This is a genomic window from Peribacillus sp. NPDC097224, from assembly GCF_044761985.1.
Lineage (GTDB): Bacteria > Bacillota > Bacilli > Bacillales > DSM-1321 > Peribacillus.
In genome coordinates this window covers 78271-105234 of record NZ_JBIWDK010000010.1, presented here as the reverse complement: position 1 = coordinate 105234, position 26964 = coordinate 78271, and the positions used below count along the sequence as shown (strand labels likewise).

The window sequence follows — 26964 nt, the reverse complement described above, 5'->3', positions numbered from 1 at the left end:
GGTTTTCACCAACCACCGGCTCTCTAAAACAGGGATAGCTTAACTACTGGGTCCTATCATCGCTAATTCAATAAAGATAATACTAAATTTTTATCATACCTGCCGTACATTGTCAACAGCACCCTAGCTGAAGCCAGAAAAATGTAGAAGTTTCCTTTTTACCTAGGTGTTATATGCTATAATATATGTGATTTCAGGGGGTTGATACGATGAATAATAATCAAAAAGATAGAATTCAATCGGCATGGAAACAAGTGAACCGATTTTTCAAAAGTGAAAAAACAATAAGGAATGCCAGAGTTTCCTACCAAGTGATTTGGAATTTGACATTGATCGTAATTATTGTTGGAATTCTAGGCTTTTCATTCGCCGGTGGTGTTGGAGCCGGCTATTTCGCTGCCCTCGTCAAGGATGAGCCAGTGCGCTCAAAAGAAGATTTAAAAAAGGATATTTATAATTATGAAGAGACCTCTGAGATATATTTTGCAGATAAAGTATATCTAGGCAAGCTCACAAGCGATCTTGAGCGTGAAGAAGTGTCCATCGATAAAGTTTCCGATCACCTGAAGAATGCCGTCATCGCTACGGAAGATGAGTACTTTTATGAACACGATGGCGTTGTACCAAAAGCGATTCTCCGGGCGGTTTATCAAGAATTTTCGAACGCAGCCGTCCAATCCGGGGGAAGCACGTTAACACAGCAACTCATCAAGAACCAAGTGTTGACAAACGAAGTCTCCTTCGAACGAAAAGCAAAAGAAATTTTACTAGCACTCCGGGTGGAAAAGTTCTTTGAAAAAGAAGAGATATTAGAGACTTACCTAAATGTCTCCACTTTGGGAAGAAATTCATCAGGCAGAAACATTGCTGGTGTCCAAGCAGCAGCGGAAGGGATTTTTGGTAAAGACGCCAAAGACTTGAATCTCGCACAATCTGCTTTCATTGCCGGGTTGCCACAAAGTCCTTTTGGCTATACTCCCTATACGCAACAGGGAGAGATCAAGGATGATCTCGAACCAGGCATCAACCGGATGAAAACCGTATTGAAAAGGATGCACAGCAACGGATACATAACAAAGAAACAATACGAAAAAGCCAAAACATACGATATCACAAAAGACTTTATTGGCAAGAAAACATTACCTACCGAGAAATATCCATGGCTTACCTATGAAATTGAAAAACGATCTATCGATATCCTATCAGTCTACCTTGCAAAAGAAGATGGATATGAAGAAAAAGATTTAAAAAATGATGATTTGCACGAGCAATACCTAGCGCTAGCAGATCGAAACTTGCGTCAAAACGGCTATAAAATCTATTCGACCATCAATAAGAAAATCTATAATAAAATGCAGAAAGTGACGAAAAACTACCCGAACTTCGGATATGATAAAAACCAAACCATCATCGATCCCGATACGAAAGAATCGAAAATCGTTCAGGAACCGGTTGAGACTGGTGCCGTCCTCATCGAAAACAAGACAGGTAAAATCATCAGTTTTGTCGGCGGACGGGACTTTAAACGGGAACAGACCAACCATGCAACCGCAGCACTCCGCCCAAATGGATCGACGATGAAGCCGCTTCTCGTATTTGGCCCAGGCATCGATCTCGGGAAGATCTCACCAGGAAGCGTGACGTCCAATGTCCCTGTCTCCATACCGGATGGAAGCGGAAGGTTATGGAAGCCTAGGAACTACGGCGGTGGAAGCCTTACTGGTATAGCGACAGCCCGGGAGACTCTAAAGAACTCGTATAATATCCCGACCGCGCTATTTTATATGAAAATTCTTAACCAGAATCCTGTTTCCTATTTAGAAAAAATGGGCTTCACAAGCCTATCCAAATCCGATTACAGCAATCCATCCCTGTCTTTGGGCGCAATGACAAATGGCGTAACCGTAGAAGAAAATGTCAATGCCTATACCACTTTTGCCAACTCGGGTGAATTCATCGATGCCTACATGATCGATAAAATCGAATCCAAAGACGGCGAAGTCATCTACCAACATAAAGTGAAGCCAGTTGAAGTTTTCTCACCACAGGCTGCCTACTTGACACTTGATATGATGAGGGATGTCGTAAACAGCGGTACGGCCGCTTCCGTCAAAAACCGCCTTGCCTTCTCCAGTGACTGGGCTGGCAAGACCGGGACCGGACAGGATTATAAGGATGCATGGTTCGTAGCCACTAACCCGAATGTGACGTTCGGCACTTGGATTGGTTATGATACACCTAAATCTTTGCAAGGAACATACAATGGCCTCCAGTACAATAACCGTAATATCTATTATTGGGCCGACTTAATGAATGCTGCCTATGAAGTGGATTCGAAGCTGGTGGATCCTGACAAACGCTTTGAAATGCCTGGGGGAATCGTCAGTCGTTCCTTCTGTGCAGCCACAGGACTTCTGCCATCAGACTCCTGTCAAAAAGCAGGGCTTGTTAAGACAGACTTATTCATTTCAAACCAAGTCCCCGCTAAAGACGACGCTAGTTTGATAGATGGTCAATATGTTTCAGTCGGAAGCAGACGTTATGCTGCCCTTTCAGAAACACCAAGTGAATTCACAAGTGGAGGGTTTATGTTGGATCCCAAGTCCATTGATGAAATCGGATTAAAATACGTGGATGATCCCGGCGCCTTGATACCAGGTGGCGAGAAATGGGGAGATATCGCGGGTACAAGTGCGACGCTCAACGATAATGGAAAAGTGCCCGATCCCCTTTCCGTCACGGTGACTGATACGACCATTACCTGGGGTCTCCATCCTGAAGGAGATGTGGTTGGCTATCGCGTTTACCGTAATGGACAGAAAGTCGCCAGCATCAGTGCCGGTTCAGATTTGGTCTATACGGCAGGTGCTGATGGAGGTTCTTATTACGTAACCGCTGTAGACATTGTCGGGAAAGAATCCGCTCCATCACAAAGCGTTCAGACTGTCGCTAAAAAGTCGAGCACCTTCGTGAATAAGAAGGATACGGAAACTGATTCCAGCGATCAAGAAAAAGACGAAAAAAAAGAAGATACAAAAGATAAAGATCACGACATTACTGATAAAGACGAAAAGGATATAGCGGAAGAAGAGGAATGAAACACCCCTGCTTCCCACCTGAAAAAGAGGCAACCGGGAAGTTTCCGGTTGCCTCTTTTTTTGTAGATTGATTGATAATGTAGCACTTTTAGTCTTCCATGGATGATAAATCACCAGTCGGCAAATCCAGTTCCCAAGCTTTCAGGACACGACGCATGATTTTACCGCTTCTGGTCTTAGGAAGCTTATCACGGAACTCGATTTCACGAGGTGCTGCATGGGCCGCCAACCCATGCTTCACAAATTGCCGGATTTCATCTATTAATCCATCATTCGCAACATACCCATCACGGAGAGCAATGAATGCTTTAATAATCTCGCCACGGACTGGATCCGGCTTTCCAATGACCCCTGCTTCCGCAACGGCCGGATGCTCAAGCAGCTTACTTTCCACCTCAAACGGACCGACCCTTTCACCAGCTGTCATGATGACGTCATCGACACGACCTTGAAACCAGAAGAATCCCTCTTCATCCATGAAGGCAGAGTCCCCTGATACATACCAGTCACCTGGCATGAAGTACGATTCAAACTTCGACTCATTATTCCAGACCGTCTTCATCATGGATGGCCACCCTTTTTTAATAGCAAGGTTCCCCATTCGATGTGGAGGCAGTACGTTTCCTTGATCATCCACGATAGCCGCCTCCACGCCTGGAATCGGTTTACCCATCGAACCGGGTTTGATTTCCAGGCAGGGGTAATTACAGATAAGCTGGGCGCCAGTCTCCGTCATCCACCACGTATCATGTATGCGTCGATTAAATACTTTCATTCCCCAACGCACCACTTCAGGATTCAACGGCTCCCCTACACTAAGGACATGACGAAGTGAACCCAAATCGAAACGTTTGACGATCTCATCCCCTGCCCCCATCAACATCCTGAAGGCAGTCGGTGCGCTATACCAGACCGAAACCCCGAATTCCTCAAGCGTCTTGTACCATGACTCAGGCTTGAAACGACCACCTACGACCACATTTGAAGTACCGGTTAGCCATGGTCCGAAAATACCATAGGACGTCCCTGTCACCCATCCGGGATCCGCTGTGCACCAATATACGTCATCCTCCTGTAAATCGAGGACCCATTTAGCCGTTTGATAATGCTGGATCATCGCATTATGTACATGAAGCACCCCTTTTGGCTTACCCGTTGACCCGGATGTGTAGTGAAGAATCAATCCATCTTCACGATCCACCCATTCAATGTCAAAGTGCTTGTCGGCTTCTTTTACTTTTTTATTGAAGTTATGGTATTTCCCTTCCTCCTGGATGTTCTCCCCCACTAAGAAAATATGTTTTAAATGGGGCAGGTCGTCTACCGGTACACGAGGCAACAATTCAGGTGTCGTCACCAATACGCTCGCTTCACTGTCTTCAAGGCGATCCCGCACCGCCCCCTCCATGAAGGCTTCGAATAGTGGCCCGACGACAGCTCCCGTTTTGATTGCACCGAGCAACGCAAAATAAAGTTCCGGGGACCGTGGCATGAAAATGAAAACGCGGTCTCCCTTCTTCACTTCAGCAAGGTTCTGAAATACATTGGCCGCTTGGTTTGTGTATTCTTTCATTTCCTTAAAGGTATACTTCTCGTTTCTTTTTTCATCTTTAAAATAAAGGGCGATTTTATTCTTTCTGTATGTCTCAGCATGTCGGTCAATGGCTTCATAAGCAAGGTTCACTTTTCCGGTTTCGGACCAGGAGAATTCCTTCTCCGTTTCAGACCAGTCAAAATGCTTGTACTTCTCATCGTAATTCACTAAATTATAATTGCCCTGCACTGCTGGTAGCGCTTTCATATTCATACAAATAATCCCCCTTCTTTTTGCTTTATAGCTCTTATTATAGTATAAAAAACTATTTTTCTCAATTTTTAAAATATTCACCTTTTTATAAATTCAAGGAAAATATTTCTTGATATTTTTGAACATTCAGGGTAAATCTTGGTATAGTTAGTTAGGAATGGCTTTATCCTTTCATTCTTCAGGCTCAACTGTAACAAAAGGTTCAAAAATGAGAGAGCTTTCATCATCTTGTCACTTGTTTTTTATGTATAATTTATGTAAGGTTTCCAGCTATTTGGATGATCAGTATACAAGATTGGTATTTTACTAGGGTGGTGAAGAAATGGAATATAGCAAGACCTATTACAAAAAAGAACTCCAGACATCAAGCGGAACACTTCTGATTGAAGGGCCGCTAACCGGAGAAATGATGGCCGGATACGATTTTCATGAAGACTTGGTCGCCTTTCGCCCTCCTGCACAACAGCATAAGGCATTGATTGAAATCGCCGATTTACCTGAGGGCCGAATCTTTATAGCCCGCGAGGAACGGACCATCGTTGGTTATGTGACTTATCTATATCCCGACCCATTGGAGCGCTGGTCAGAAATTAAGATGGATGACCTGATCGAGCTTGGTGCAATTGAAGTCATTCCCAAATACCGTGGTGCCGCTGTAGGAAAGAATTTAGTTCAGCTGTCTACGGAGGATGATTCGGTAGAGGACTTCATTATCATCACGACTGAATATTATTGGCATTGGGACTTGAGGGGGACGGGATTGAACGTTTGGGACTATCGAAAGGTCATGGAAAAAATGATGAGTGCTGGCGGGCTGGTTTATTATGCAACGGATGACCCGGAAATCAGTTCACATCCAGCAAACTGCCTGATGGCGCGTATAGGAAAGAGAGTGCCTCCGGAGTCCATCGAAAAGTTTGACCAATTACGATTCATGAATCGTTTCATGTATTAAAGAGGCGAGTAAAGAGGAGGAACTACGTATGATTGTTGAAAAAATAATGAATGAAGATGTCATTGCCTTAACACCAACAGATACCATTCATAGTGCTGTCTTAATCTTAAAAGAGAAACGGATTCGCCATATTCCAATTGTCGATGAAAGCTTTCACCTCGTCGGATTAGTTAGTGACCGTGACATACGAGACGCTTCTCCTTCTATTTTCCGCACCGAAGAATACAAAAAGGATTTAGAAAAATCACTGGGAAGCATCATGAAAACCGATATCATCACAGGACATCCCCTGGACTTTGTAGAAGAGATTGGTGCCGTATTTTGTGAAAATAACATCAGCTGTCTTCCCATCCTAAAGGAAAAAAGGTTAGTGGGCATCATAACCGGAACTGATTTGCTTCATTCTTTCGTTGAACTGACGGGAGTCAATCAGCCCGGTTCCCAAATTGAAATCAGGATTCCCAATACGGCGGGAACGCTACACGACATTACCTCCATCTTCAAATTGCGCAAAGCGAACATTCTGAGTACGCTTGTCTATCCCGAAAAAGATGAATCCGATTACAAGATTCTCGTTGTCCGGGTACAAACCATGAATCCATTCATGGTCGTGGAAGACTTAAAGAAAGAAGGCTATACCGTTTTATGGCCTTGCCTGCCAGGTGCGTCTCATGACTGATCAATCCTTGTTTGTCTATTCCGATGAATTGCTGACCTACAAATTCAATGACGAGCACCCATTCAATCAAAAACGGCTTCAGCTCACGCTGGACCTCCTAAAAAAACACCATGCCATCCGTGAAGATCAGATCATCAAGCCGCGAATGGCGACCGATGAGGAATTACAACTGGTTCATGACCAGCATTATGTAAACGCTGTCAGGCTGGCTGGACAGGGAAAGCTTCTTCCCGAAAAAGCGGGAAACTATGGTTTAGGTACAGAAGATACCCCCATCTTTCCTAATATGCACGAAGCAAGTGCCCTGCTTGTTGGCGGAACCCTTACGGCGGTGGATGCCGTGATGACTGGTCAGTCCCTACATGCCCTTAACCTTGGCGGGGGGCTCCATCATGGTTTTCGAGGCAAAGCTTCAGGCTTTTGCATTTATAATGATAGCTCGGTCGCGATTAAATATTTACAAAAAAAATATGGTGCACGCGTCCTCTATGTCGATACGGATGCCCATCATGGTGATGGTGTACAGTGGTCCTTTTATGATGACCCTGAAGTCTGCACCCTTTCCATCCATGAAACGGGACGCTATTTGTTTCCCGGTACAGGCAATATCAATGAACGGGGGCAGGGCAAAGGCTATGGCTATTCGTTCAACATCCCGGTGGATGCATTCACGGAAGATGAATCATGGCTCGAATGCTATACAGCCGCATTCAAGGAAGTGATTGAATTCTTTAAGCCAGACGTCATCTTGACGCAAAACGGTGCTGATTCTCATTATTATGACCCACTCACCCACTTGTCGGCTACCATGAAGATTTATAGGGAAATCCCGAAATTAGCGCATGAAATGGCCCATAAGTATTGTGAGGGGCGCTGGATTGCCGTCGGTGGCGGTGGCTACGATATCTGGCGCGTCGTACCACGCGCCTGGTCCAGGGTCTGGCTCGAAATGACCAATAATGATATATCTGGACCCTTATCAAGGGAATGGATCGACACGTGGCAGCCTGAGGCTCCTGTGACCCTTCCGGATGAGTGGGATGACCTACAGGATATTTATGAACCCATTCCCCGGAAGCCGGCCATTACCGAGAAAAATGCCCAAACGCTAGAAAAAGCGCTCTACCCCATCCGTTCTAACAGACAAACGACCACCAGCACGGAGGATTAAATGGCCAAAAAAAGAGTGTTTCCAGTCTCCATTTCAAGACAAGTTTCACCTTATGAAAAAGAGAGTGCCCATAAGGACACTCTCATACTGGATTATTTCGTTGATTGACGTTTTTCGATGCGGTGCGGCAGAATCACTTTTTCTTGCCCCTCCACCAATTCCTGATTCATCAATTTAGTTAGCAACCTCATGGATACGGCCCCGATATCGTATAAAGGCTGAACGATGGTCGTGATCTGCGGGCGGACCATCAAGGTTAACCGTGTATTGTCGAAGCTGATTACCTCAAAGTCCCCTGGTACATTAAACCCTTTATCCTGAGCGGCATGAACGATGCCAAGTGCCATTTCATCGGCTCCGACTATGATTGCTGTCGGCCGATCTTCGGCTTCAAGAAACTTATCAAATGATTCAATTCCTGAATCATATGTATAATCGCCTTCCACCAGTAAACTTTCATCGAAAGAAAGCCCCGCTTCTTTCAATCCCTGTTTGTAACCAGTTAATTTCTTCTCATTAATAGGCGCGGACAGATTCCCGCTCACATAACCTATTCGCTTGTGGCCATTTTTGGCAAAGGACATCACGGCATCAAACGCTGCCGCTTCATAATCAATATTGACCGATGGCACTTGCCCGCTTTCTTCGACGGAACCGGCCAATACGATGGGAACCGGTGAGTTCTTAAACTCCTTGACATGCTCGTCCGTGATGTTTCCACTCATGAATACGATACCATCTACTTGTTTACCTAGCATCGTATTCAATAAATGAAATTCCTTATCTATGTTTTCATCAGAACTGCTGAGAATGATATTGTATTTATACATGGACGCTATATCTTCAATACCACGTGCCAACTCCGCAAAAAAGATGCTGGAGATATCCGGAATCACGACACCTACCGTCGTTGTCTTCTTGCTGGCTAGCCCACGTGCCACTGCATTAGGGCGATACCCTAACCGGTTAATCACATCTGCGACTTTTTTCCTTGTCGCAGGTTTAACATTCGGATTCCCGTTTACTACGCGAGAAACGGTGGCCATCGAAACATTTGCTTCGCGGGCCACATCATAAATGGTTATATTATTCATTATTACATTCCTCCATTTGTTTCATTTTTTCCAATAAAGCATCAAATATTTCAAAGAAGATTCTATTATACGTATTTTTCTTATACGGAAAATTAATCGGTTAACGGAAGTCTTTCTATTAATTTTTATATAAGCATAGCTTATATAGATATCTTCATTATGTATGATTCTAACTCAGAACAGTCCTCATCTTTTAACTTATCATACGATAGTAGAATGCTTCCTGCAATCCAATAGTGTCTTTTTCAGGACTTTTTCTGCAAAAACAAGTATTTTACCATTAAAAAAAGCCCTTGCCAAGATGGTAAGGGCCGAATGTACATATATTTCAAATATTCTTTCTTAAACCGTTACCCAGTTCAATCGTTTAATTTCGTTATAGAAATCATCAAATTGCTTGAAGTCCATCTGCTGTGCAGAATCAGATAAAGCAACAGAAGGATCTGGATGAACTTCCGCCATCACTCCATCTGCACCAATGGCAAGAGCTGCTTTAGCCGTTGGAAGAAGAAGGTCACGACGTCCGGTAGAATGGGTTACATCCACCATGACAGGTAAATGCGTTTCTTGTTTCAAGATCGGAACAGCAGAAATATCAAGCGTATTTCTTGTTGCTTTTTCGTACGTACGGATACCACGTTCACAAAGGATGATGTTTCCATTACCCTGCGACATGATGTATTCCGCTGCATGGATGAATTCTTCGATCGTAGCTGCAAGTCCACGTTTTAGAAGGACTGGTTTGTTTACGGCACCTGCCGCTTTCAATAAATCGAAGTTTTGCATGTTACGTGCACCGATTTGGATGACATCGATATGTTCAACCGCTGCTTCCATATCATTTGCACTTACGATTTCACTGATGACTGCCAAACCATATTCATCTGCAACCCGCTTAAGGATCTGTAATCCCTCTAAACCAAGTCCTTGGAAGTCGTATGGCGATGTACGCGGTTTGAATGCACCACCACGCATAAGCTTCAGGCCTTTTGCTTTGATGACTTCAGCAACTGCAGCCGTTTGTTCATAAGATTCCACGGCACATGGACCGAATACGAAACTAGGAATCCCGTTCCCGATAAGTTCACCTTTGATGTCGATGATTGTATCTTCCGGTTTTTGTTTTCTGGAAACAAGAAGCGTCTTCTTCTGATCATCTTTTTGAAGTTCTAAGCCTAATTTAAAGATTTCCTTGAAGATATGTTTAATCGAACCTAGGTCAAGAGGACCTTGATGATTCGCTTCAATAAGATCCAACATGATTCTTTCACGGACTGGATCGTAGCGGTTTACGCCCTGTTTTTCTTTAACGCGGCCGATTTCCTGTACTAGTCCCGCCCGTTGATTAATCAGTTGCAATAACTGAAGGTTTACATCATCCAATTGATTACGCAATCCATCAAGCTCTCTATTGCTCATTCCAAATCCATCCCTTCGATTTTAAAAATATCAACGATTTCACGATGGAAAACCCGTACTTTTTACCTGTTCGAATTTTCACTCATTTCAATCGATAATTTAAGCTATGAAAATTTTATAATAATTCATGTATAATTAAAAACAATTATAAATGAAATTCTTGTAAATGTCACTACTTTTTTCTTTATTAATTAAACGCTTTTAAGTACTAAAGTAATATATTACATAAAAGAAGGTGTCACTGATGCACGAAAAACTGTTTGCCTTGGACATTGGAACGCGTTCCGTTGTAGGAATTATATTAGAAAAAGAACAGGAAAGCTATAATATTATCGATATTCTATCAGAAGAGCATTCGGAGCGGGCCATGCTGGACGGTCAAATACATGATGTTCTAGCTGTGGCTAAAGTCATCTCTCACATTAAGGGGAAACTGGAGGAAACTCACGGTCCCCTAAGAAAGGTTTCTGTCGCTGCAGCCGGTAGGGCATTGAAAACCGAACGGGCGAAGACGTCTGTCGATATAGTTGGGAAACCGATGCTGACACATGAGGATATCCTTCACCTCGAATTCAGTGCTGTCCAGGAAGCCCAGGCGACCGTGGCAGAACAATCAGACTCCCGGTCCACTTATTATTGTGTTGGTTATTCGGTTTTATACTATCGCCTCGATGGACAGGAAATCGGAAGCCTGATCGATCAGAGCGGGGAAGAAGCGTCAGTTGAGATCATCGCCACCTTCCTGCCCAAGGTCGTTGTTGAATCCCTTTTAGCTGCCTTGAAAAGATCGGGATTGGAAATGCAGGCTCTTACGCTTGAGCCGATTGCGGCCATCAATGTCCTCATCCCGGCCTCCATGCGCCGCCTTAACGTCGCCTTGGTCGATATAGGGGCGGGGACTTCCGATATAGCCTTGACCGATTCAGGGACCGTCATCGCTTATGGAATGGTACCAATCGCTGGGGATGAAATTACCGAGGCCATAAGTGACTACCTGCTCCTGGACTTCCCTCTTGCAGAAAAGGCGAAAAGGGAATTGCTCGATCAAGATTCGATAACGGTCACTGATATTCTTGGATTTTCCACCGAGATTGCCAAGAGTGATATCATCGAACATATTCATCCTGCACTCGATAGGTTGGCTGAAGCCATCCGTTTAGAAATTCTCTCCTTGAATAATGAGTGTTCACCAAAAGCGGTGATGCTTGTCGGAGGTGGAAGCCAAACACCGGAATTATGCCGGCTTTTAGCTGAAAAACTAAACTTGCCAAGTAACCGTGTGGCAATCCGGGGCGTCGATGCGATCCAGAACCTTGGCATTTCGTCTGAAATCCAAAAAGGGCCTGAATTGGTAACACCGATTGGGATTGCCATTGCTGCCGATAAAAACCCGATTCAATACATGAGCATCACCGTTGACGGGCACCCCATCCGCTTGTTTGATATGAAACGAACAACAGTGGGGGATTGCCTGCTCACAGCAGGTATTAAGATGAGTTCTTTATATGGAAAACCCGGCATGGCCAAAATCGTCACGATCAACGGAAATCAATTTACCCTTCCCGGAAACCATGGAAAGAAATCGGTGATTACCTTAAACGGAACGGAAGCTTCTTTAGATGATGAAGTGAAGGATGAAGACGTCATCGTAACCTCAAAAGGGGAAGACGGTGAACCGGCCATTTTGCGCATACTCGATGTATTGGATGATATCCCTAGAAAAACCGTGATCCTTAACGGTACAGAGTATACCATCGAAGCCTCCATTACCAGAAATGGCAAAGCTGCCTCCATCCATGAATTAATCGAGGATCATGATCAAATAACTTGCAGGATACCAGTAACGATTAATGAGTTGATCAAAGAACTTCACTTATCCGAACTTCTTGCTTGCCTTGAACCGTTATCTATTAAATTGAACGGAAAGTCCATTCAGCTTCCCTCGTGGACGGGTAAAATCAGCAAAAATGGACTGGCAACAAAACGGACGTACTCCTTTGAAGATGGCGATGAATTAGAAGTGGTAAATCCAGCCCCTCCTACTTTATTAGAGGTGATGGAAGCTTTACAAATCCAGCATACCCACAACGTCCCTGTTTTTTTTGAAGGCAAACAAGTCATTCTGTCTAAAAATCTGGCAGAATTCAGACGCGGTGACGAGCGATTGAAAGATACGGACATCATCCAGCCAAATGATGACCTGAGTATGATCGAACATAAGGTGGAACCTTTTATCTTTCAAGACCTTTTCCGTCATGTTGAAATCTTTATGCCTACCACAGGGAATAGCCGATTCATTCTCATTAAAAATGAGCAGGAAACTACTTTTCACGATGAACTTGCCCCCGGTGACCAATTAAGAATTCTTTGGCCCACCACTAGTTGACATAGAAACAGTCTCATAAAATGAAAAAGGCAGGCATGTTGATTCAACAACACGCCTGCCTTTCATCATTTATTGAGAGATTGCTTTGCCTAGAGAATCTTCTGTAATTCTCCAATGGGATTCATTCCATGTAGGCGTGCCATTTTTAAATAGGATGGCTTGGGGGGATTGATGTTTGATTTCAAAAGTTTCCGCCACATGGTTGGAAAGCGGACGCGCTTCTTGCACGGCCAAGTAGGCCGTCTTTAACTCCGGGTGTTCAGCGATGAACTTTTGATAGTGCTCAAAAGCTTCCGCACTGACTGGGCAAGTAACACTATGCTTAAAAAGTAAAAAAAGATCTTCCGTTACGAGCTCATTGAATTGTTGTTCCGTTTCGATTTTAGTAAGTGTCATGTGTATTAACCCCTTTCGATTTCAGAAAAAAGACGATGAAGTCATCGTACCACTTCATCGTCTTTTTTGACAATTATTGTGCATACCTTCGCAAATATTGAGCGATTGAAGCATACATTATTTTTTTAATTTATTTTCGGTTTCATCAAAAGCTTTTTTTGCTTCATCTAATTTTAGCTTTGCCGTATTTTTGTTTCCGCTAGTCGGGTCGGCTTGTGTATTTTTTGACTTATTGTCTTTACTTTCAGGCATATTGGTTTCAACGGATACGATTTTCGAATCGGAAGTTCCCGTTACATCAATATCCTTATTGCTTGAGTTCGTAGTATCATTAGCTGCATCGCCATTTTCTTCTTTGCCCGTTTTTAGGTTCTTCACTTTATTGACGATATCTGAAGATTTACTAGAAACCAATTCAGTAACCGTTCCTGTTTTTTCTTTAGCGGTATCAGCCAAAACCGTACCTTTTTCCATCGCGGTTTGTCTTAGCTTCTCTGTTTTCTCGGAAAGGCTCTTAGCTTGTTCGTTGAAATCATTTCTTAATTCCTTGCCTGTTTTCGGAGCCATGAATAAAGCTGTAGCCGCTCCGATCATTCCGCCGATCAAGGCGCCGATCATGAAGTCCTTCGAATTGATGGAATCGCGTGCTTCCTCGTATGATTTTTGATATTCGCTTGTAGGATATTCTTTTTGCGTCATGTAACATTCTCCTTTCAAAATTGGGAATTTTTTTTATTTACCTGGTGTTAAGATCTAGATCGTAAAAACCTTTTTTTAGGTAGGTTATCTGTTTCAAGTGCTTCTCTTTCTATCTCTGCCTGTTCATATGCAGTTGGAGCGGTTTGCTTGTTCCTGGCCTTCCATTTATCACGGATTTCCATGGCCACGTTACTCCATTGAACAATTTGGGAAATTCGTTCTTGGTTGTTATCGATTTCTGCCTGCACTTTATTAGAAACCTTTTGGACGGATGTATTGAAGCTAGAGATGGAAGTCCCTACATCTTTCACTGCATCCACCACTGTGTTCAGATTTTCAGATTTCTGTTGCAAGTCTTCTGCTAACGAGTTTGTTTTATGTAGTAGCTGGGTAGTTTCAACCGTTATGCCTTGCATTTGGCTTTCAAGTCCCGTCAGCGTCCGGGCCACGCTGTCCAAGGTAGTTTGTAGTGATGTGAGTACCTTTGTTAAGAAGATAACAAGGACCAGGAAAGCGATTGCTGCCACTGCAGCACTTACGTATAATATGATCTCCATTGGAACACCTCCGAAAAAAAATCGACATATTTAGTAACTGTTTAGTTATTAATTACCCCTTCCCCGTTATTATAAACGTATTTAATTTGTGAATATACCCTATCTATACCTGTTTTGGAAATATTGATAGCGAAAAATTTCGACTAATTGGGACCAATGGATGAAATTCCTACAGCTAATCAGGTATGATAGAATAATAAAACTAAATATTGGAGGTATTCTACATGAAAGATCCTAGAATCGAGATACTTGCACATAATCTGATAAATTATTCAGTGAAACTCCAAAAGGGTGAAAAACTCTTGATAGAAAACTTTGGATTGCAACGCGAACTGGTCAACGCCCTTGTAAAAGAAGCGTATGCAGCTGATGGGTACCCATTCGTCCTCTTAAAGGACCATCAAGTGGATCGCGCCTTATTAATGGGTGCACAGGAAGAACAATACAAGATGATGGGTGAATTCGAAGCGAACGTGATGAGCCAGATGGATGCATATATCGGGCTTCGTGCCGGAGATAATATCAATGAGCAATCCGATGTGCCCGCAGACAAAATGGCGATTCATGGTCAAACGATCGGAAAAGTACATAGAAATATCCGCGTTCCGAAAACGAAATGGGTCGTGCTCCGTTACCCGACGAATTCTATGGCTCAATTAGCCAAAATGAGTATAGAAGCTTTCGAAGATTTCTATTTCGAAGTCTGCAATCTCGATTATGGAAAAATGAGCGTAGCCATGGATAGCCTTGTTGATTTGATGGATAAGACCGATAAAGTCCGCTTAACTGGTCCCGGAACAGACTTATCTTTCTCCATCAAGGACATTAAAGCCATCAAATGTGCAGGTGAACTGAACATTCCTGATGGTGAGGTGTACACAGCACCTGTTAAGGACTCGATTAATGGGGTCATTTCTTACAATACTCCATCTCCTTATCAGGGCTTTACTTTCGAAAACGTGAAGTTAACATTCAAGGATGGAAAAATTGTTGAAGCGGTGGCCAATGATACTGAACGCATCAACAAAATCTTTGATACAGATGAAGGCGCCCGTTATGTCGGTGAATTTGCTATCGGTGTAAATCCTTATATTCTACATCCGATGCAAGATATCCTCTTTGATGAGAAAATTGATGGAAGTTTTCACTTCACCCCTGGACAATGTTATGATGACGCCTTTAATGGCAACCATTCGAGTATTCACTGGGACTTAGTCAATATCCAGCGCCCTGAATACGGCGGTGGGGAAATTTACTTTGACGATGTGCTGATCCGAAAAGATGGACGCTTTGTTCTACCTGAACTTGAATCATTAAATCCAGAAAATTTAAAATGACCTACTTCACGCAGATCATGCTTGTGATTCCATAAAAAATGACCAACCCATTTATGGGTTGGTCATTTTTTATTTAACTTGCAGCGACTCCTCATAAGCAGCCTGGAATTTTTGAATATCCCCTGCACCCATGAATAGGACTACACTGTTTTTATGTTTTTGTAATTGCGTTGTTGTTTCTTCTGTAATAAGCTCGGCACCAGGAATTTTCTCCTGAAGATCTTCAATCGATAGTTTTCCATGATGTTCACGGGCAGATCCAAAGATTTCACATAAGTATACTTTATCGGCTAGATTCAGGCTGTCGGCGAACTCATCCAGGAATGCTTGCGTTCTTGAGAAAGTATGCGGTTGGAAGACCGCTACTATTTCACGCTCTGGATATTTTTGACGCGCTGAGTCAATGGTTGCTGAAATCTCTGTAGGATGATGGGCATAATCATCAATGATGATTTGACTCTCCATTTCCTTTTCGGAGAACCGGCGTTTTACGCCTTCAAAAGTGAGTAACTGAGCCTTCACGGCTTCCGTATCCAGGTTTTCATATTTACACAGTGCAATGACACCTAAAGCGTTCAACACACTATGCTTGCCAAAAGTCGGAATGGAGAAAGTATCGTAATACGTGTTCCTCACATTCACATCGAATGTCGTTCCCTCCGGAGTGACGGAAACATTTTTCGCTTGAAAATCGTTTCCTTCCGCAAATCCGTAAAAAATGACCGGTACTTTTGCTTGAATATGCGGTAAATGCTCGTCGTCCCCGCATGCAATGATCCCTTTATTGACTTGTAAGGCCATCGTTTGGAATGCCTCGAACACGTCTTCCACATTTGCATAGTAATCTGGATGATCGAAGTCAATATTCGTCATGATTGCATAGTCAGGATAATAAGAAAGGAAGTGACGGCGGTATTCACATGCTTCAAATACGAAGTAAGTAGAATCCACGATTCCTTTTCCAGTTCCATCCCCAATCAGATAGGATGTTGGTTTGGCACCACCCATGACATGGGCCAGCAAGCCTGTAGTCGACGTTTTACCATGTGCCCCGGTAACGGCAACACTTGTAAAGGTCTTCATGAAATCACCAAGAAAACGGTGATAACGTATCACTGGTAAACCAAGTTCCATTGCTTTCACGATTTCCGGATGGGTATCCGGGAACGCATTACCTGCAATGATGGTCATTCCAGGCTGAATGTTTTCCTCGTTAAAAGGAAGGATTTTTATCCCAGCTTTTTCTAACGCTATTTGTGTAAAGAATTCTTTTTCATAGTCGGAACCTTGCACTTGAATATTCATATCATGCAATATTTGAGCAAGCGCACTCATTCCCGAACCTTTGATACCCACAAAATGGTAAGCAGTCATATAACGAACCTCCACCAATCGTCTATCTGTATGACAGTATATGACGTCATGTTTATTTGTTTTTTCATTACGAAAACTTGCTCGAATTGTACTTTTCGCCTAGGTTTTTATACGTACTTTTTATTTATTCATCGACAAAAATATATTATATCACCTTTTTATTCATACATCCATGTCAGGGAGATGCCATTTTATCAAATCATTGGCTTTTCTATTCCATTCGCTTTAGAATTTATATCTCGCCCTTCACATTATATACAGAACCCTAGTATAGGTTCTCTTAATTTACGTGTAAAAATTCAAGTTCTTCCTCGGTAATCAGTACATCCCGTGGCCTGCTTCCCCTCGATTCAGAAACGACGCCCTGCTGTTCCATCATTTCTATCAGACGAGCTGCACGGTTGTATCCTACTCGGAAACGCCTTTGGACACTAGAAGCCGAAGCGGCCTGCTGATGAACGACGAATTCACATGCCTCAAAGAATAACTCGTCCGCTTCTTCCGTCACTTGGGCACGATTCAACAAATCTTCTTGTTCAAATAAATATTTTGGCTTCTGTTCCAGTTTCACATGATTGACCACTTGATCGATTTCTTCATCGCTTACAAAAGTCCCTTGCAGACGGACCGTTTTTGATGAACCGTTTTCCGCAAACAACATATCCCCTTTTCCTAACAGTTTCTCTGCCCCACCGCTATCAATGATGGTTCGCGAGTCGACTTGGGATGAAACGGAAAAAGCGATTCGAGTCGGGATATTCGCCTTGATTAAACCAGTGATAACATCCACGGACGGACGCTGTGTCGCCACAATTAAGTGAATGCCACAAGCACGGGCCTTTTGAGCGATGCGGCAAATCGCTTCCTCGACATCTGCCGGGGACATCATCATTAAATCGGCCAATTCGTCAATGATTACCAAGATATATGGCAGCTTATTGGAATATTGGCCGGCTTTTTCAGCCTGGTCATTAAAACGGCTGATATCCCTAACTCCTGCATGGACAAATAGTTCATAGCGGCGTTCCATTTCCTCCACTGCCCATTTCAAGGCCGCAGTGGCAGCTTTCACATCAGTGATGACCGGACTGACCAAATGGGGAATTTGGTTATATGGAGCAAGCTCAACCATTTTTGGATCAATCAACATCAATTTCAGTTCCTGAGGCGTTGCTTTATACAGTAAACTAACCAACATCGTATTGATGCACACGCTTTTTCCCGATCCCGTTTGCCCCGCAATCAGGCCATGCGGCATCTTTCTTAAATCGGTGATGATCGGCTGGCCTGAAATATCTAGTCCCAGCGCAACAGCGAGCGGTGATTCATGCTCTTGAAACTCAGTACTCTCCAAAACCTCACGCAAAAATACAGGCTTGCTCTTCCGATTCGGAATTTCAATGCCGATGGTATGCTTACCTGGAATGGGAGCTTCCATTCGCATATCCTGAGCCGCCAGACTTAACTTGATATCATCCATGAGGTTCGTCACTTTATTCACTTTCACACCCGGTTCAGGATGGACCTCGAAACGAGTGACCGCCGGACCTTGCGTCACGTTCACGACTTTTGCCCGGACATTGAAGTTTTTCAGTGTCTCGTCCAGCAATACGGTCTGTTCTTCGAGCCACTCATCATCATGTTCGGCATATGTGGGAGGAGTCAATAACTCGATCTTTGGAAATACATAATACGGATTTTCCTCATCTTCTACAGAATCGACTAGTCCCGTACTGACGGGATGGGCTGCTTCCATAGGCTCTGGAACAGCAACCTCCCGTTTTTCTTCATGTTCAACAACTTCCGCTTCTGGAATAACCGGAGAAATGGGAACCTCGTTCGTCTCGAAATGCGATTGTTTCTCGTGCTCAGGTAGCGAAGGAGTTACGGGTTCATACCGAACTTCCTCAGCCCTTTGTGGTTCAGGTGTATCCATCCGTTCTTGAATGGCTTCTTCCTCAACCTGCACTCCTGTAGCAACGGGAATGGGTTCGCTTTCCAACGTAGTCCATGATGTTACAGGCTTTTCAGTGGGTCTCGTTTCAACAGCCACTACTCCCCTTTCGATTTCAGGGCTTTTTTTTTCCGCTTTAAAAGGATTTAGGAATGTAGCCTTTTCTTTATCCTGCTTTAACATCATGACATTAAAGGGGATATGCTTTTTCGGGCGTTTAGGCGATTCCTCGGTTTTCGGTTCCGTCCCCTGATCAAGGACTTCGGGATCAACAGGATCCTCGGCGATATATGCCGGGGCCTCAGGCTTACCTTCTTCGGCTGGAACGACAGTAGGTTCAACGGCTTCCATTATCCCGACCGCCACTTCCTGCCCAAATTCCACTTGCTCCGTTTCTTGCTCTTCAACTTCTTGGTCTACCGGAAATTCTGAAGCAACTGGTTCCTGTTCACTTGTCGCCGCCTTGGGGTCCGTATCCTCATTCCGGCGCATATAGGCAGGAACCTCGGAAATGGCTTCTTCTTTTTTTTCCTCTATCTGTTCTGGTACAAGAACGGAAGGTTCACGGGTCAATTCCTCATAAACCTCTTCCTTTACCTCGTTCGGAATAATCGTTGGAACCTCAGGCTCTTCTTTTTTAAGAACAGGAAATTTGCTCTCTAATTCAAATTCGACCGATTTGACCACTTTTTTTTCCGGTCGCCGAAACCCATAAACAGGTGAGGGGATTTCCGTCGGTCGGAATGGGGTATTGGATGGCAGGATCTTTTGAGTAGCGATCCGTTCAGCGTTCTTCCGTTTCTGCTCGGGACTCTGCTTAGGCCTTTTGGATTCATAAGATTCCGTATCCTGTTTATGCTCCCGCTCCTCTCTTCTCTTTTCCCTAGGCTTTCTCACACGTTGTTCCTTATCAGGTATCAGAGGGAATTTAAATTCCCCTTTTGGATATTGAAACAAGATCTTCGTATCCGGATCTTTCGTTTGGGACATTTTTGCCACCGTTTGATTGTATGCTTCGATTTCTTCCTTCTTTGTCTTGGGAAGTTTAGAAAAGTCCATCTTCTTTAAAGTCTCTTTATCGATCGGTTCATCTATTATTATTTCTTCAATCTCAATAATTTCCTCTGCTTGGAACCACTTTTTCATTTTATTTAGCCACTTCAAACCTATCACTCTTTCTACTATCTGTAATTATGTAACTAATTCTACCAGTATTTTTTGAAATATCGAGAGAAATTAAGGTTAATAGGGATATATATGTAGTTTTTTGCAAATTTCTGCAGGAATCATCCCAATTTCACATAACTCTTAACCTATTTAAACCCCTTTTCATATGAGTTTAAACACGTTCTAATTATATAGTCTACTATTTAATTAAAACACCTCTGTTAAACAGAGTTTACAATGAGATTAAGTTTTAATACAAAATATTATATTCCCTAGGGTATAACAAAATAAGCCCCTGCCGAGTTTGGAAATCCATCCAAAGAGACAGGAGCCCTATCATTATTCATCCATCCGCTTACTTATTGTTCACGCTTTTTATTTTTACCCATAATGAAGACCGGCTCTAGCTCATCTTCCTCATAAAGGAAAGATAACGCCGTAATCGGTACGTGGCCACTGGCGAAAAAGCTCATCGCCATTTGTGCGAGTACATCATAGCCAGTATCATTTTGCACATCGGCAATGATGATGACATCTTGATGAGGAATGGCCACTGCCATGGTCCCCGATATCTTTTCCTTCATTTCACGAAGCCATGATTCATTAAGAATCCGGCTCGCATCATAGCCATCATTTGTATTCAAGAAATAAAAGGTGTTCCCCGCTACGATATCCGACTTCAATTTAGTCGAGAGGGAGCGGACGTTGAAACGGGCAATCTCCCGGATCCTATCTCCCTGCCAGTCTTCACGCTTGAGCATTTTCTCATCGATCAAACGGTAGGTCTTGCCCAAATCCAACGCATAAAAGACACGTGTCTCCGCCGTATGGTCGTCGAACAAGAAGGGATTGCCCTCTTCTGCCTCCATTGGAAAAGAAGTCGAACGAATCACAGGAAAAATGAATTTCTCCTTGCCCTCCATGCTATGTTCTTCCCCCATTACATTCAGTGCCTCATCTACGTAATAGATGACTTCATCAATGGCTTTTTCTTGGATATTTTCGTAATTTGCAAGCACCGGTGGAAGTTCAACCGTGATGCCTTTACCGGTCTTTATATTTTCAATCCGTAACGTGTCCTTCTGGCTATCGAATTTGAACGTACGATTTTCATCCGCTAAGCGTTCTTTTAATATGTTCTTCAGCTTTATGCTATCCATTTTCATGGCTGGCCCTCCTATCCATTGAAAAATCCCCTAAAGAAGGGGACCTTTCATTATAATGATGAAATGAATTCTTCAATCTGTTCTTGTGTTTTACGGTCCCTGCTCACATATCTGCCTAGCTCTTTACCGTTTTCATATCCGATGAAGCTAGGAATTCCAAAAACATCATTAGCAGCGCATACATCGATGAATTTATCGCGATCTACATGAATGAACGTGAATTCAGGGAACTTCGCTTCTATTTCCGGTAGGATTGGTTCAATCACTCGGCAATCGCCACACCATGTTGCCGAGAAAAGGAAAATATGTTTTCCTTCATTTTTTAATGCATCGTATTGTTCAACAGTTTGTAAGTTTTCCATCTTATTATTCCTCCAGCTCTTATGAAATCCATCTAGTTATTTTATAATTCCATCATACCAGACTCCGCTTCAATCAACCATCAATACGGATTGTAATAGAGAGCACAAAAGGTCCGGTATGGGTACGCCGGACCTTCTTTCACCTCTGTGGAACGGAAGAAACGATTTCCATCATTTTCTCCGCCTCATCCTTTAAATCCTCTTTCCCCGTCTCGGTTGTGAGCTTGACCCCGCCGCTTCCTACGGAAAGCTCATATTTCTCTTCCGATAATTCCATGATGGAAATAAAACCGAACTTATCATCATTCTGAAAGGATTCCAGTGTCAAATAATGAGTTTTCTGCTCCTTTGCCGTCAAAAATAATTGCGAGCTTTCGCTGTTTTCATTTGGATTGACAAATAATATATAAGCCTGTTGACCACTTTTCAGGATCAAGTTATTCTCATGTTCCTCTTCTATCTTGAAATTTTTAGGCAGATACACCTTTATAAGCCCCACTTTTGTATTCGGTTGCGGCGCTTCATCCCGAAAAGCGGAAACCGTTGCTGTCACGGCCTTATCCACCTGCCTTTCAATGCCTGAACAACCGACTGCCAGGATGCTCATCAAAAAGACGATCAGAATTTTTTTTTGGGGTGGGACCTTCAAGACTTCCCCCTCCTTTTCAACAATCTACCGTTACCCTCTTGTCTTTACTTATATCCTAATTTATGAAATCCATCCATTTTCTTAAAACATGATACAATGTAAGCAAATTAGATAATAAGGAGGATCATCATGAAAGTAACGGTTTACCTGGCTGGAGAAATCCATTCAAATTGGAGAAGTGAATTAAAAGAGAAGGCGGCCGCTTTAAAGCTTCCTTTAGAATTTGTCGGCCCAATGGAAAATCATGAACGCTCCGATAATATCGGGGAAGATATTCTGGGGAAACAGCCGACCCCCGTTTTAAAGGATATGGCAGCTTCTCAAATCAATAATTTGCGTACAGGTCTTTTGATGAAGCAAGCTGACCTTGTCGTTGCCCTATTTGGAGAGAAATATAAGCAGTGGAATACTGCCATGGATGCAAGCACCGCGGTCTCACTTGGCAAACCACTTATCTTGATCCGCCCAGAATCCCATCACCACGCGCTAAAAGAATTATCTGAAAAAGCAAGCGTCACAGTCGAATCGGTGAACCAAGCCTTAAAAGTCCTTTCTTATATATTCGAAGATGGAAAATGAATGAAGTTAAAGGCACTCTTATGGAGTGCTTTTTACATGGATAAAAAAAGCTTGTAGGACACAGTCTTTGCCTACAAGCCCATCCTTTATCTCTTAATAGGGATCCATATCTCGGAGTAATAATCTGTGGCTGAAGCATCATCTTCAACGTATACTTCCATTTCCGGTGTTCCTGCATGTTCATGTCCGCTTGCCGGAAACCATTCGGAAAAGATGTGTTTCCAAACCTTTTGCATCGCCTCGGGCATCGGTCCATTGACCTCGAACACAACCCACTTGGATGCAGGTATCGTCAAGCCAGAATAATCATTTGGGACGCTTCCGTCATACTCCGTGGCCACCCAATAATCGATTGAATTCCGCTCATCTTCAGGGGAATCGACACATATCCCTAGCAACCCTTTAATTCGGCCGTTATTCAATTTTCCTAACCGATTGCTGGTACCATCCGAGTTCACTTCGTCCCAAAGCTTCGGGATTCCTATCAGATTTTCTTCGTTCTCTAGTGAAAACTCCCGCTTGATACCGACCACTCGAAAAGAATCTCTTTCCACGATATTATACTTCATCGGTTCCGCCCCTTTTAGAAGCACCTGGATAACCAGGCGTTCATAGAATGTCAGCTTTCCCATATACTTTCGGGCTTCGCTAGGAGGTACTCCATGCTGCCGCCGAAAAGCTTTTGAAAAAGCCTCGGGAGTGTCATAGCCATATTTATAGGCTACATCAATGACCTTGCCATTGGTGCTTACAAGTTCCTGGGCAGCCAATGTCAATCTACGGCGCCTGATGTATTCTCCAACGGAAATGTCCGTCAAGATGGTGAACGTCCGCTGAAAATGAAAGGCTGATGCATTCGCCTGACTAGAAATGTTCTCGATGGTCAAGTCGTCGATTAAATGCTCCTCTATATAGTCAAGGGCCTTCTGAATGGATTCTACCCACCCCATATGGCTTTCCCCTCCCTTGTTTTCTATATTATCAGCACCGATATCCTAAATCCTGTCTGTTTCTGCTTTGTTCTGACAGTCTCTTTTATTGATGGTTTTTCTTATATTCATACTGCCCCGCAAGCATTTCCATGATATTTCCGAACATATCGGCACGGGTAATCCGTTCATTCGTAAATACCCCGATAGCCCCTTCTTTCTTGCGGATATTCGCTTTCTTGGTGAAATCGTCCATAATCGGACCGAGCTCTTCCCCGTTTTCCAAGCGATCCGCAATCATTCCGGGGAGGGGAATTCTCGCGCCTCCGGCAATGAAGATATCGCCATCCTTCGTGGCCATTGCCCCCCAGTTGCATACGAATAAGCCGCGTTCCATTTTAACCACGCCACCTTCGAGACCGATTCCGATATCGGCCCCCTTTTCAAGCAAGCAATTTCTGGCCCGGTTCACAGCCCCGTTCATGGTCTCTTCATCTGAAAATGGTTGTTCCGAAACCCCACTTTCCACCTGTAGCGAGATGACTTCTGCTTCTTTATAGATGTTAATCACGGCCTGCACTTTCGCCGGGTTTGTACTGCCTACTACAATTTTCATATGTATGCCCTTCCCTCTATGCAAAAAAAGCTGATGGAAGGGTGTCCCCTCCATTTCAGCTTTCATTATCATCCGTTATTCTTCAATGTCTCAAATGTCGTTTTATCGCAAGCGCGGACCAACTTCCCAATCAATTCACGGGCAGCCGCATAATCATCAATATGGATCATCGATGCATGGGTATGAATGTAACGTGAGCAAATCCCAATCACGCCGCTCGGAATCCCATCATTGGCAATGTGGACCTTTCCTGCATCCGTTCCGCCTTGAGAAACAAAATATTGATAAGGAATATCATTAGATTCGGCCGTATCGAGGATGAATTCCCTCATTCCGCGATGTGTGACCATCGTCCGGTCTAAAATACGCAATAATGCACCTTTACCCAGCTGTCCAAATTCACTTTTATTTCCGGACATATCATTTGCCGGGCTTGCATCCAAGGCGAAGAAGATATCCGGTTTGATCATATGTGCAGCCGTTTGGGCACCCCGTAATCCCACTTCTTCCTGAACCGTCGCACCCGAATATAAAATATTCTGTAATTTTTCATCCTTCAAATCCTTCAATAGTTCAATCGCAAGACCGCAACCATAGCGATTATCCCATGCTTTAGCAAGGATTTTCTTTTCGTTGGCCATCGGCGTGAAAGGGCAAATCGGAACAATCTGCTGACCAGGCTTAACCCCGATCCGCTTCACATCCTCCTGGTCATCCGCACCGATATCTATCAACATATTCTTGATATCCATAGGTTTCGAACGCTGCGATTCATCAAGCAAATGCGGAGGTATGGAACCAATGACCCCGATTACCGGCCCGTTGTCCGTAATAATTTCCACTCGTTGTGCCAAAAGAACCTGACTCCACCAACCTCCAAGTGTTTGGAAGCGGATCATGCCATTTTCCGTAACAGAAGTGACCATGAAGCCCACTTCGTCCATATGTCCAGCCACCATTACAGTTGGGCCTTCTTCATTTCCTCTTTTTACGCCAAAGATACTTCCAAGGCGGTCCTGAACGATTTCATCTGAATATTTTTCAAGCTCACTTCTCATAAAATTACGCACGGCATGCTCATTTCCTGAAGCCCCTGGTAATTCCGTCAATGTTTTAAATAGTGTTAAAGTCTCTTGATCCATATCTCTACCCCTTAACTACTTTTATTTCCTATCTATTTTACCTAACTTAGACGATAGTTACCACCTAGCATGTTTTAATTTATCAGTAAATGGGTAAAATTTCAAATCGTTAGTCAAAGAAAGACTTCTTATGTATACTAGATAGAGTGAGTAATAAAAAGCAATGGAGGAGAAATTCATGAATTGGAAAACGTTTCTATTGGGGGCAGCAGCCGGCTTCGCTACAGGCTATGCTACAAAACAAATTTTGAATCAAACAAATACGCCTTCTCCTGACAAAGTATTGGCGCAGGTGAAGGAAACAGTCAGAAAAGATGGAAGTATATATGGATCTTGGATTTTAATGAAACCCGAAACCTATCAAAAAAATGATTTGGACTACCAAGTATATAAAGGCGGCATCACTAGAAATACCGATGGTAACCGCGAACAATTTGAATTCATTGCAGATGCTACTACCGGGACGATATTGGAATTGAATGCACAACATGATTGAACAAAAAAAGGAGGCGACCCAAATCGCCTCCTTTTTCTATGACTTACCGTTTCCGTTTCACTTCATCCTTTACCTCTTTACCCGTTTCATCCCACTTGATGGCACAATACTGGGCATCATGATAAAAGCTGTACCAGGCCCCGTTCTCCAGACCATATTTCATCCACTTTTCCTTTGCCGAGATCGAAGTCATTGGGTAGTCGTCATAAGCCAGTACCCACAGGACATTCGCATGTGCGTGCGTTGGCATGATATCGGCTAAATGGATCAGCTTGTCCTTACCGTCTTCAACCAGGATGATGGCATGTCCATCACTATGTCCGCCGGTATGAATCATTTTAATGCCTTCCGTGATTTCACGTTCTCCTTCAAAAGGACGGACAAGGTGGGCAATCGCCTCCCAGTTTTCCTTCCAGTATGTACTTTTTGAGCGGATATTGGGTTGTTGCATTTCATCCCATTCGATTTGGGTCGTGATGATTTCGGCACGTTCGAAAACCGGGATCAGTGAATCTCCTTCAGGCTTAGTCAATCCACAGGCATGGTCGAAATGCAGGTGGGTCATTAGAATGTAATCGATTTCATTTGGTTTGATCCCGAGCCGACCTAAATCCTCAATGAGCCCGGACTCGTCCGTCACGCCAAAATTCCGTTTCTGTTTGTCGTTCAGCTTTCCATTCCCGATCCCGGAGTCTATCAACATATTTAATCCGTTCACTTGAACGAGTATCGGATCTGTCCGCAATTCAATCTGGTTATTTTCATTGACCGGATATTTCTTGGACCACAGCGGTTTCGGTACGACACCGAACATCGCTCCACCATCCAGGTGGGTCACGCCACCATTCAGCCATGTTAATTTGATTTCCCCTATTTGTAAAGTTTCCATTTTATCCCCTCCTCACCCTTCAGTTTAACACCCGCTTCCATTT

Annotated in this window: 23 protein-coding genes and 1 other annotated feature (1 of these 24 only partly in view); of the genes, 8 read left to right on the top strand and 15 right to left on the bottom strand. The window is 43.5% G+C overall.

Features of this window, described 5'->3' with window-relative positions:
• Window positions 1–69, bottom strand: a binding site (T-box leader); it reaches 150 nt to the left of the window's first position.
• 140 nt (window positions 70–209) lie between these two features.
• Complete coding sequence (locus ACIQXR_RS17655) at window positions 210–3098, top strand: transglycosylase domain-containing protein (RefSeq protein WP_402874916.1); 2889 nt, start codon at window positions 210–212, stop codon at window positions 3096–3098.
• A gap of 88 nt (window positions 3099–3186) precedes the next feature.
• Here the strand turns inward: ACIQXR_RS17655 and acsA are convergent, their stop codons facing one another.
• The gene (gene acsA, locus ACIQXR_RS17650) at window positions 3187–4905 is read right to left on the bottom strand and encodes an acetate--CoA ligase (protein WP_402874913.1); all 1719 of its coding nucleotides are present in this window, start codon (window positions 4903–4905) and stop codon (window positions 3187–3189) included.
• A gap of 322 nt (window positions 4906–5227) precedes the next feature.
• Here acsA and ACIQXR_RS17645 point away from each other — a divergent pair, with 322 nt between their 5' ends.
• The 3 genes from ACIQXR_RS17645 to ACIQXR_RS17635 are packed head-to-tail and all read left to right on the top strand — an operon-like array spanning window position 5228 to window position 7710.
• On the top strand, window positions 5228–5860 hold the full coding sequence (locus ACIQXR_RS17645; protein ID WP_402874910.1) for a GNAT family N-acetyltransferase: 633 nt from the start codon (window positions 5228–5230) through the stop codon (window positions 5858–5860).
• Between the two features lie 28 nt (window positions 5861–5888).
• The gene (locus tag ACIQXR_RS17640) at window positions 5889–6539 is read left to right on the top strand and encodes an acetoin utilization AcuB family protein (RefSeq protein ID WP_402874907.1); all 651 of its coding nucleotides are present in this window, start codon (window positions 5889–5891) and stop codon (window positions 6537–6539) included.
• Window positions 6532–7710 carry an acetoin utilization protein AcuC gene (locus ACIQXR_RS17635; RefSeq protein ID WP_402874974.1) on the top strand — a complete coding sequence of 393 codons (1179 nt, stop codon included), beginning with the start codon at window positions 6532–6534 and terminating at the stop codon, window positions 7708–7710. The genes ACIQXR_RS17640 and ACIQXR_RS17635 overlap by 8 nt, the downstream gene beginning before the upstream one ends.
• A gap of 92 nt (window positions 7711–7802) precedes the next feature.
• On the opposite strand, the gene ccpA is transcribed toward ACIQXR_RS17635, so the two are convergent.
• Window positions 7803–8804, bottom strand: a complete 1002-nt coding sequence (gene ccpA, locus ACIQXR_RS17630) for a catabolite control protein A (RefSeq protein WP_402874904.1) — start codon at window positions 8802–8804, stop codon at window positions 7803–7805.
• Window positions 8805–9146: 342 nt separating this feature from the next.
• Window positions 9147–10223 (bottom strand): bifunctional 3-deoxy-7-phosphoheptulonate synthase/chorismate mutase, encoded by a 1077-nt coding sequence (locus ACIQXR_RS17625; RefSeq protein ID WP_402874901.1) that lies wholly within the window; start codon window positions 10221–10223, stop codon window positions 9147–9149.
• A 244-nt stretch (window positions 10224–10467) separates the two neighbouring features.
• On the opposite strand from ACIQXR_RS17625, the gene ACIQXR_RS17620 reads away from it, so the two are divergent.
• Window positions 10468–12609 carry a cell division protein FtsA gene (locus ACIQXR_RS17620; RefSeq protein WP_402874898.1) on the top strand — a complete coding sequence of 714 codons (2142 nt, stop codon included), beginning with the start codon at window positions 10468–10470 and terminating at the stop codon, window positions 12607–12609.
• Between the two features lie 69 nt (window positions 12610–12678).
• Here ACIQXR_RS17620 and ytxJ read toward each other — a convergent pair whose 3' ends face one another.
• The 3 genes from ytxJ to ACIQXR_RS17605 form a co-directional block, all read right to left on the bottom strand.
• Window positions 12679–13005 (bottom strand): bacillithiol system redox-active protein YtxJ, encoded by a 327-nt coding sequence (gene ytxJ / locus ACIQXR_RS17615; RefSeq protein ID WP_402874895.1) that lies wholly within the window; start codon window positions 13003–13005, stop codon window positions 12679–12681.
• A 117-nt stretch (window positions 13006–13122) separates the two neighbouring features.
• Window positions 13123–13704: a YtxH domain-containing protein gene (locus tag ACIQXR_RS17610; protein WP_402874890.1), complete on the bottom strand. Its 582-nt coding sequence runs from the start codon at window positions 13702–13704 to the stop codon at window positions 13123–13125.
• Window positions 13705–13751: 47 nt separating this feature from the next.
• A complete protein-coding gene (locus ACIQXR_RS17605) occupies window positions 13752–14261 on the bottom strand; it encodes a DUF948 domain-containing protein (protein ID WP_402874888.1) in 510 nt (169 codons plus the stop codon).
• Between the two features lie 224 nt (window positions 14262–14485).
• On the opposite strand from ACIQXR_RS17605, the gene ACIQXR_RS17600 reads away from it, so the two are divergent.
• A complete protein-coding gene (locus ACIQXR_RS17600; RefSeq protein ID WP_402874883.1) occupies window positions 14486–15598 on the top strand; it encodes an aminopeptidase in 1113 nt (370 codons plus the stop codon).
• Between the two features lie 69 nt (window positions 15599–15667).
• On the opposite strand, the gene murC is transcribed toward ACIQXR_RS17600, so the two are convergent.
• The 5 genes from murC to ACIQXR_RS17575 all read right to left on the bottom strand — a co-directional run bounded on the left by murC (window position 15668) and on the right by ACIQXR_RS17575 (window position 22270).
• Window positions 15668–16972 carry a UDP-N-acetylmuramate--L-alanine ligase gene (gene murC / locus ACIQXR_RS17595; RefSeq protein WP_402874880.1) on the bottom strand — a complete coding sequence of 435 codons (1305 nt, stop codon included), beginning with the start codon at window positions 16970–16972 and terminating at the stop codon, window positions 15668–15670.
• 280 nt (window positions 16973–17252) lie between these two features.
• A complete protein-coding gene (locus ACIQXR_RS17590; protein ID WP_402874877.1) occupies window positions 17253–20072 on the bottom strand; it encodes a DNA translocase FtsK in 2820 nt (939 codons plus the stop codon).
• Window positions 20073–20452: 380 nt separating this feature from the next.
• On the bottom strand, window positions 20453–21253 hold the full coding sequence (locus ACIQXR_RS17585) for a DUF1444 domain-containing protein (RefSeq protein WP_402874971.1): 801 nt from the start codon (window positions 21251–21253) through the stop codon (window positions 20453–20455).
• 56 nt (window positions 21254–21309) lie between these two features.
• Window positions 21310–21621, bottom strand: coding sequence for a thioredoxin family protein (locus tag ACIQXR_RS17580; RefSeq protein ID WP_402874874.1), 312 nt, complete (start codon window positions 21619–21621; stop codon window positions 21310–21312).
• Between the two features lie 139 nt (window positions 21622–21760).
• On the bottom strand, window positions 21761–22270 hold the full coding sequence (locus tag ACIQXR_RS17575) for a hypothetical protein (RefSeq protein WP_402874870.1): 510 nt from the start codon (window positions 22268–22270) through the stop codon (window positions 21761–21763).
• A gap of 129 nt (window positions 22271–22399) precedes the next feature.
• Between ACIQXR_RS17575 and ACIQXR_RS17570 the strand changes: the two genes are divergently transcribed.
• Window positions 22400–22849 (top strand): YtoQ family protein, encoded by a 450-nt coding sequence (locus ACIQXR_RS17570; RefSeq protein ID WP_402874867.1) that lies wholly within the window; start codon window positions 22400–22402, stop codon window positions 22847–22849.
• A gap of 86 nt (window positions 22850–22935) precedes the next feature.
• Here ACIQXR_RS17570 and ACIQXR_RS17565 read toward each other — a convergent pair whose 3' ends face one another.
• From ACIQXR_RS17565 to ACIQXR_RS17555, 3 genes are all read right to left on the bottom strand, one after another.
• A complete protein-coding gene (locus ACIQXR_RS17565; protein ID WP_402874864.1) occupies window positions 22936–23799 on the bottom strand; it encodes an AraC family transcriptional regulator in 864 nt (287 codons plus the stop codon).
• 85 nt (window positions 23800–23884) lie between these two features.
• A complete protein-coding gene (locus ACIQXR_RS17560) occupies window positions 23885–24394 on the bottom strand; it encodes a DUF84 family protein (protein ID WP_402874861.1) in 510 nt (169 codons plus the stop codon).
• Between the two features lie 68 nt (window positions 24395–24462).
• The gene (locus ACIQXR_RS17555; RefSeq protein ID WP_402874859.1) at window positions 24463–25536 is read right to left on the bottom strand and encodes a M42 family metallopeptidase; all 1074 of its coding nucleotides are present in this window, start codon (window positions 25534–25536) and stop codon (window positions 24463–24465) included.
• Window positions 25537–25714: 178 nt separating this feature from the next.
• On the opposite strand from ACIQXR_RS17555, the gene ACIQXR_RS17550 reads away from it, so the two are divergent.
• A complete protein-coding gene (locus tag ACIQXR_RS17550; RefSeq protein WP_402874856.1) occupies window positions 25715–26032 on the top strand; it encodes a PepSY domain-containing protein in 318 nt (105 codons plus the stop codon).
• 43 nt (window positions 26033–26075) lie between these two features.
• Here the strand turns inward: ACIQXR_RS17550 and ACIQXR_RS17545 are convergent, their stop codons facing one another.
• A complete protein-coding gene (locus ACIQXR_RS17545) occupies window positions 26076–26921 on the bottom strand; it encodes a YtnP family quorum-quenching lactonase (RefSeq protein WP_402874853.1) in 846 nt (281 codons plus the stop codon).
• Window positions 26922–26964: the final 43 nt, after the last annotated feature.

What these genes read in the sequence shown, in the direction of transcription:
- ACIQXR_RS17610 (WP_402874890.1), bottom strand. Translation starts at nt 13,704, where the DNA reads ATGACGCAAAAAGAATATCCTACAAGCGAATATCAAAAATCATACGAG.
- ACIQXR_RS17620 (WP_402874898.1), top strand. Translation starts at nt 10,468, where the DNA reads ATGCACGAAAAACTGTTTGCCTTGGACATTGGAACGCGTTCCGTTGTA.
- ACIQXR_RS17625 (WP_402874901.1), bottom strand. Translation starts at nt 10,223, where the DNA reads ATGAGCAATAGAGAGCTTGATGGATTGCGTAATCAATTGGATGATGTA.
- murC (WP_402874880.1), bottom strand. Translation starts at nt 16,972, where the DNA reads ATGACTGCTTACCATTTTGTGGGTATCAAAGGTTCGGGAATGAGTGCG.
- ccpA (WP_402874904.1), bottom strand. Translation starts at nt 8,804, where the DNA reads ATGAATAATATAACCATTTATGATGTGGCCCGCGAAGCAAATGTTTCG.
- ACIQXR_RS17555 (WP_402874859.1), bottom strand. Translation starts at nt 25,536, where the DNA reads ATGGATCAAGAGACTTTAACACTATTTAAAACATTGACGGAATTACCA.
- ACIQXR_RS17600 (WP_402874883.1), top strand. Translation starts at nt 14,486, where the DNA reads ATGAAAGATCCTAGAATCGAGATACTTGCACATAATCTGATAAATTAT.
- ACIQXR_RS17545 (WP_402874853.1), bottom strand. Translation starts at nt 26,921, where the DNA reads ATGGAAACTTTACAAATAGGGGAAATCAAATTAACATGGCTGAATGGT.
- ACIQXR_RS17570 (WP_402874867.1), top strand. Translation starts at nt 22,400, where the DNA reads ATGAAAGTAACGGTTTACCTGGCTGGAGAAATCCATTCAAATTGGAGA.
- ACIQXR_RS17590 (WP_402874877.1), bottom strand. Translation starts at nt 20,072, where the DNA reads ATGAAAAAGTGGTTCCAAGCAGAGGAAATTATTGAGATTGAAGAAATA.
- ytxJ (WP_402874895.1), bottom strand. Translation starts at nt 13,005, where the DNA reads ATGACACTTACTAAAATCGAAACGGAACAACAATTCAATGAGCTCGTA.
- ACIQXR_RS17585 (WP_402874971.1), bottom strand. Translation starts at nt 21,253, where the DNA reads ATGGATAGCATAAAGCTGAAGAACATATTAAAAGAACGCTTAGCGGAT.
- ACIQXR_RS17580 (WP_402874874.1), bottom strand. Translation starts at nt 21,621, where the DNA reads ATGGAAAACTTACAAACTGTTGAACAATACGATGCATTAAAAAATGAA.
- ACIQXR_RS17635 (WP_402874974.1), top strand. Translation starts at nt 6,532, where the DNA reads ATGACTGATCAATCCTTGTTTGTCTATTCCGATGAATTGCTGACCTAC.
- ACIQXR_RS17560 (WP_402874861.1), bottom strand. Translation starts at nt 24,394, where the DNA reads ATGAAAATTGTAGTAGGCAGTACAAACCCGGCGAAAGTGCAGGCCGTG.
- ACIQXR_RS17645 (WP_402874910.1), top strand. Translation starts at nt 5,228, where the DNA reads ATGGAATATAGCAAGACCTATTACAAAAAAGAACTCCAGACATCAAGC.
- ACIQXR_RS17655 (WP_402874916.1), top strand. Translation starts at nt 210, where the DNA reads ATGAATAATAATCAAAAAGATAGAATTCAATCGGCATGGAAACAAGTG.
- ACIQXR_RS17565 (WP_402874864.1), bottom strand. Translation starts at nt 23,799, where the DNA reads ATGGGGTGGGTAGAATCCATTCAGAAGGCCCTTGACTATATAGAGGAG.
- ACIQXR_RS17605 (WP_402874888.1), bottom strand. Translation starts at nt 14,261, where the DNA reads ATGGAGATCATATTATACGTAAGTGCTGCAGTGGCAGCAATCGCTTTC.
- ACIQXR_RS17550 (WP_402874856.1), top strand. Translation starts at nt 25,715, where the DNA reads ATGAATTGGAAAACGTTTCTATTGGGGGCAGCAGCCGGCTTCGCTACA.
- ACIQXR_RS17640 (WP_402874907.1), top strand. Translation starts at nt 5,889, where the DNA reads ATGATTGTTGAAAAAATAATGAATGAAGATGTCATTGCCTTAACACCA.
- acsA (WP_402874913.1), bottom strand. Translation starts at nt 4,905, where the DNA reads ATGAATATGAAAGCGCTACCAGCAGTGCAGGGCAATTATAATTTAGTG.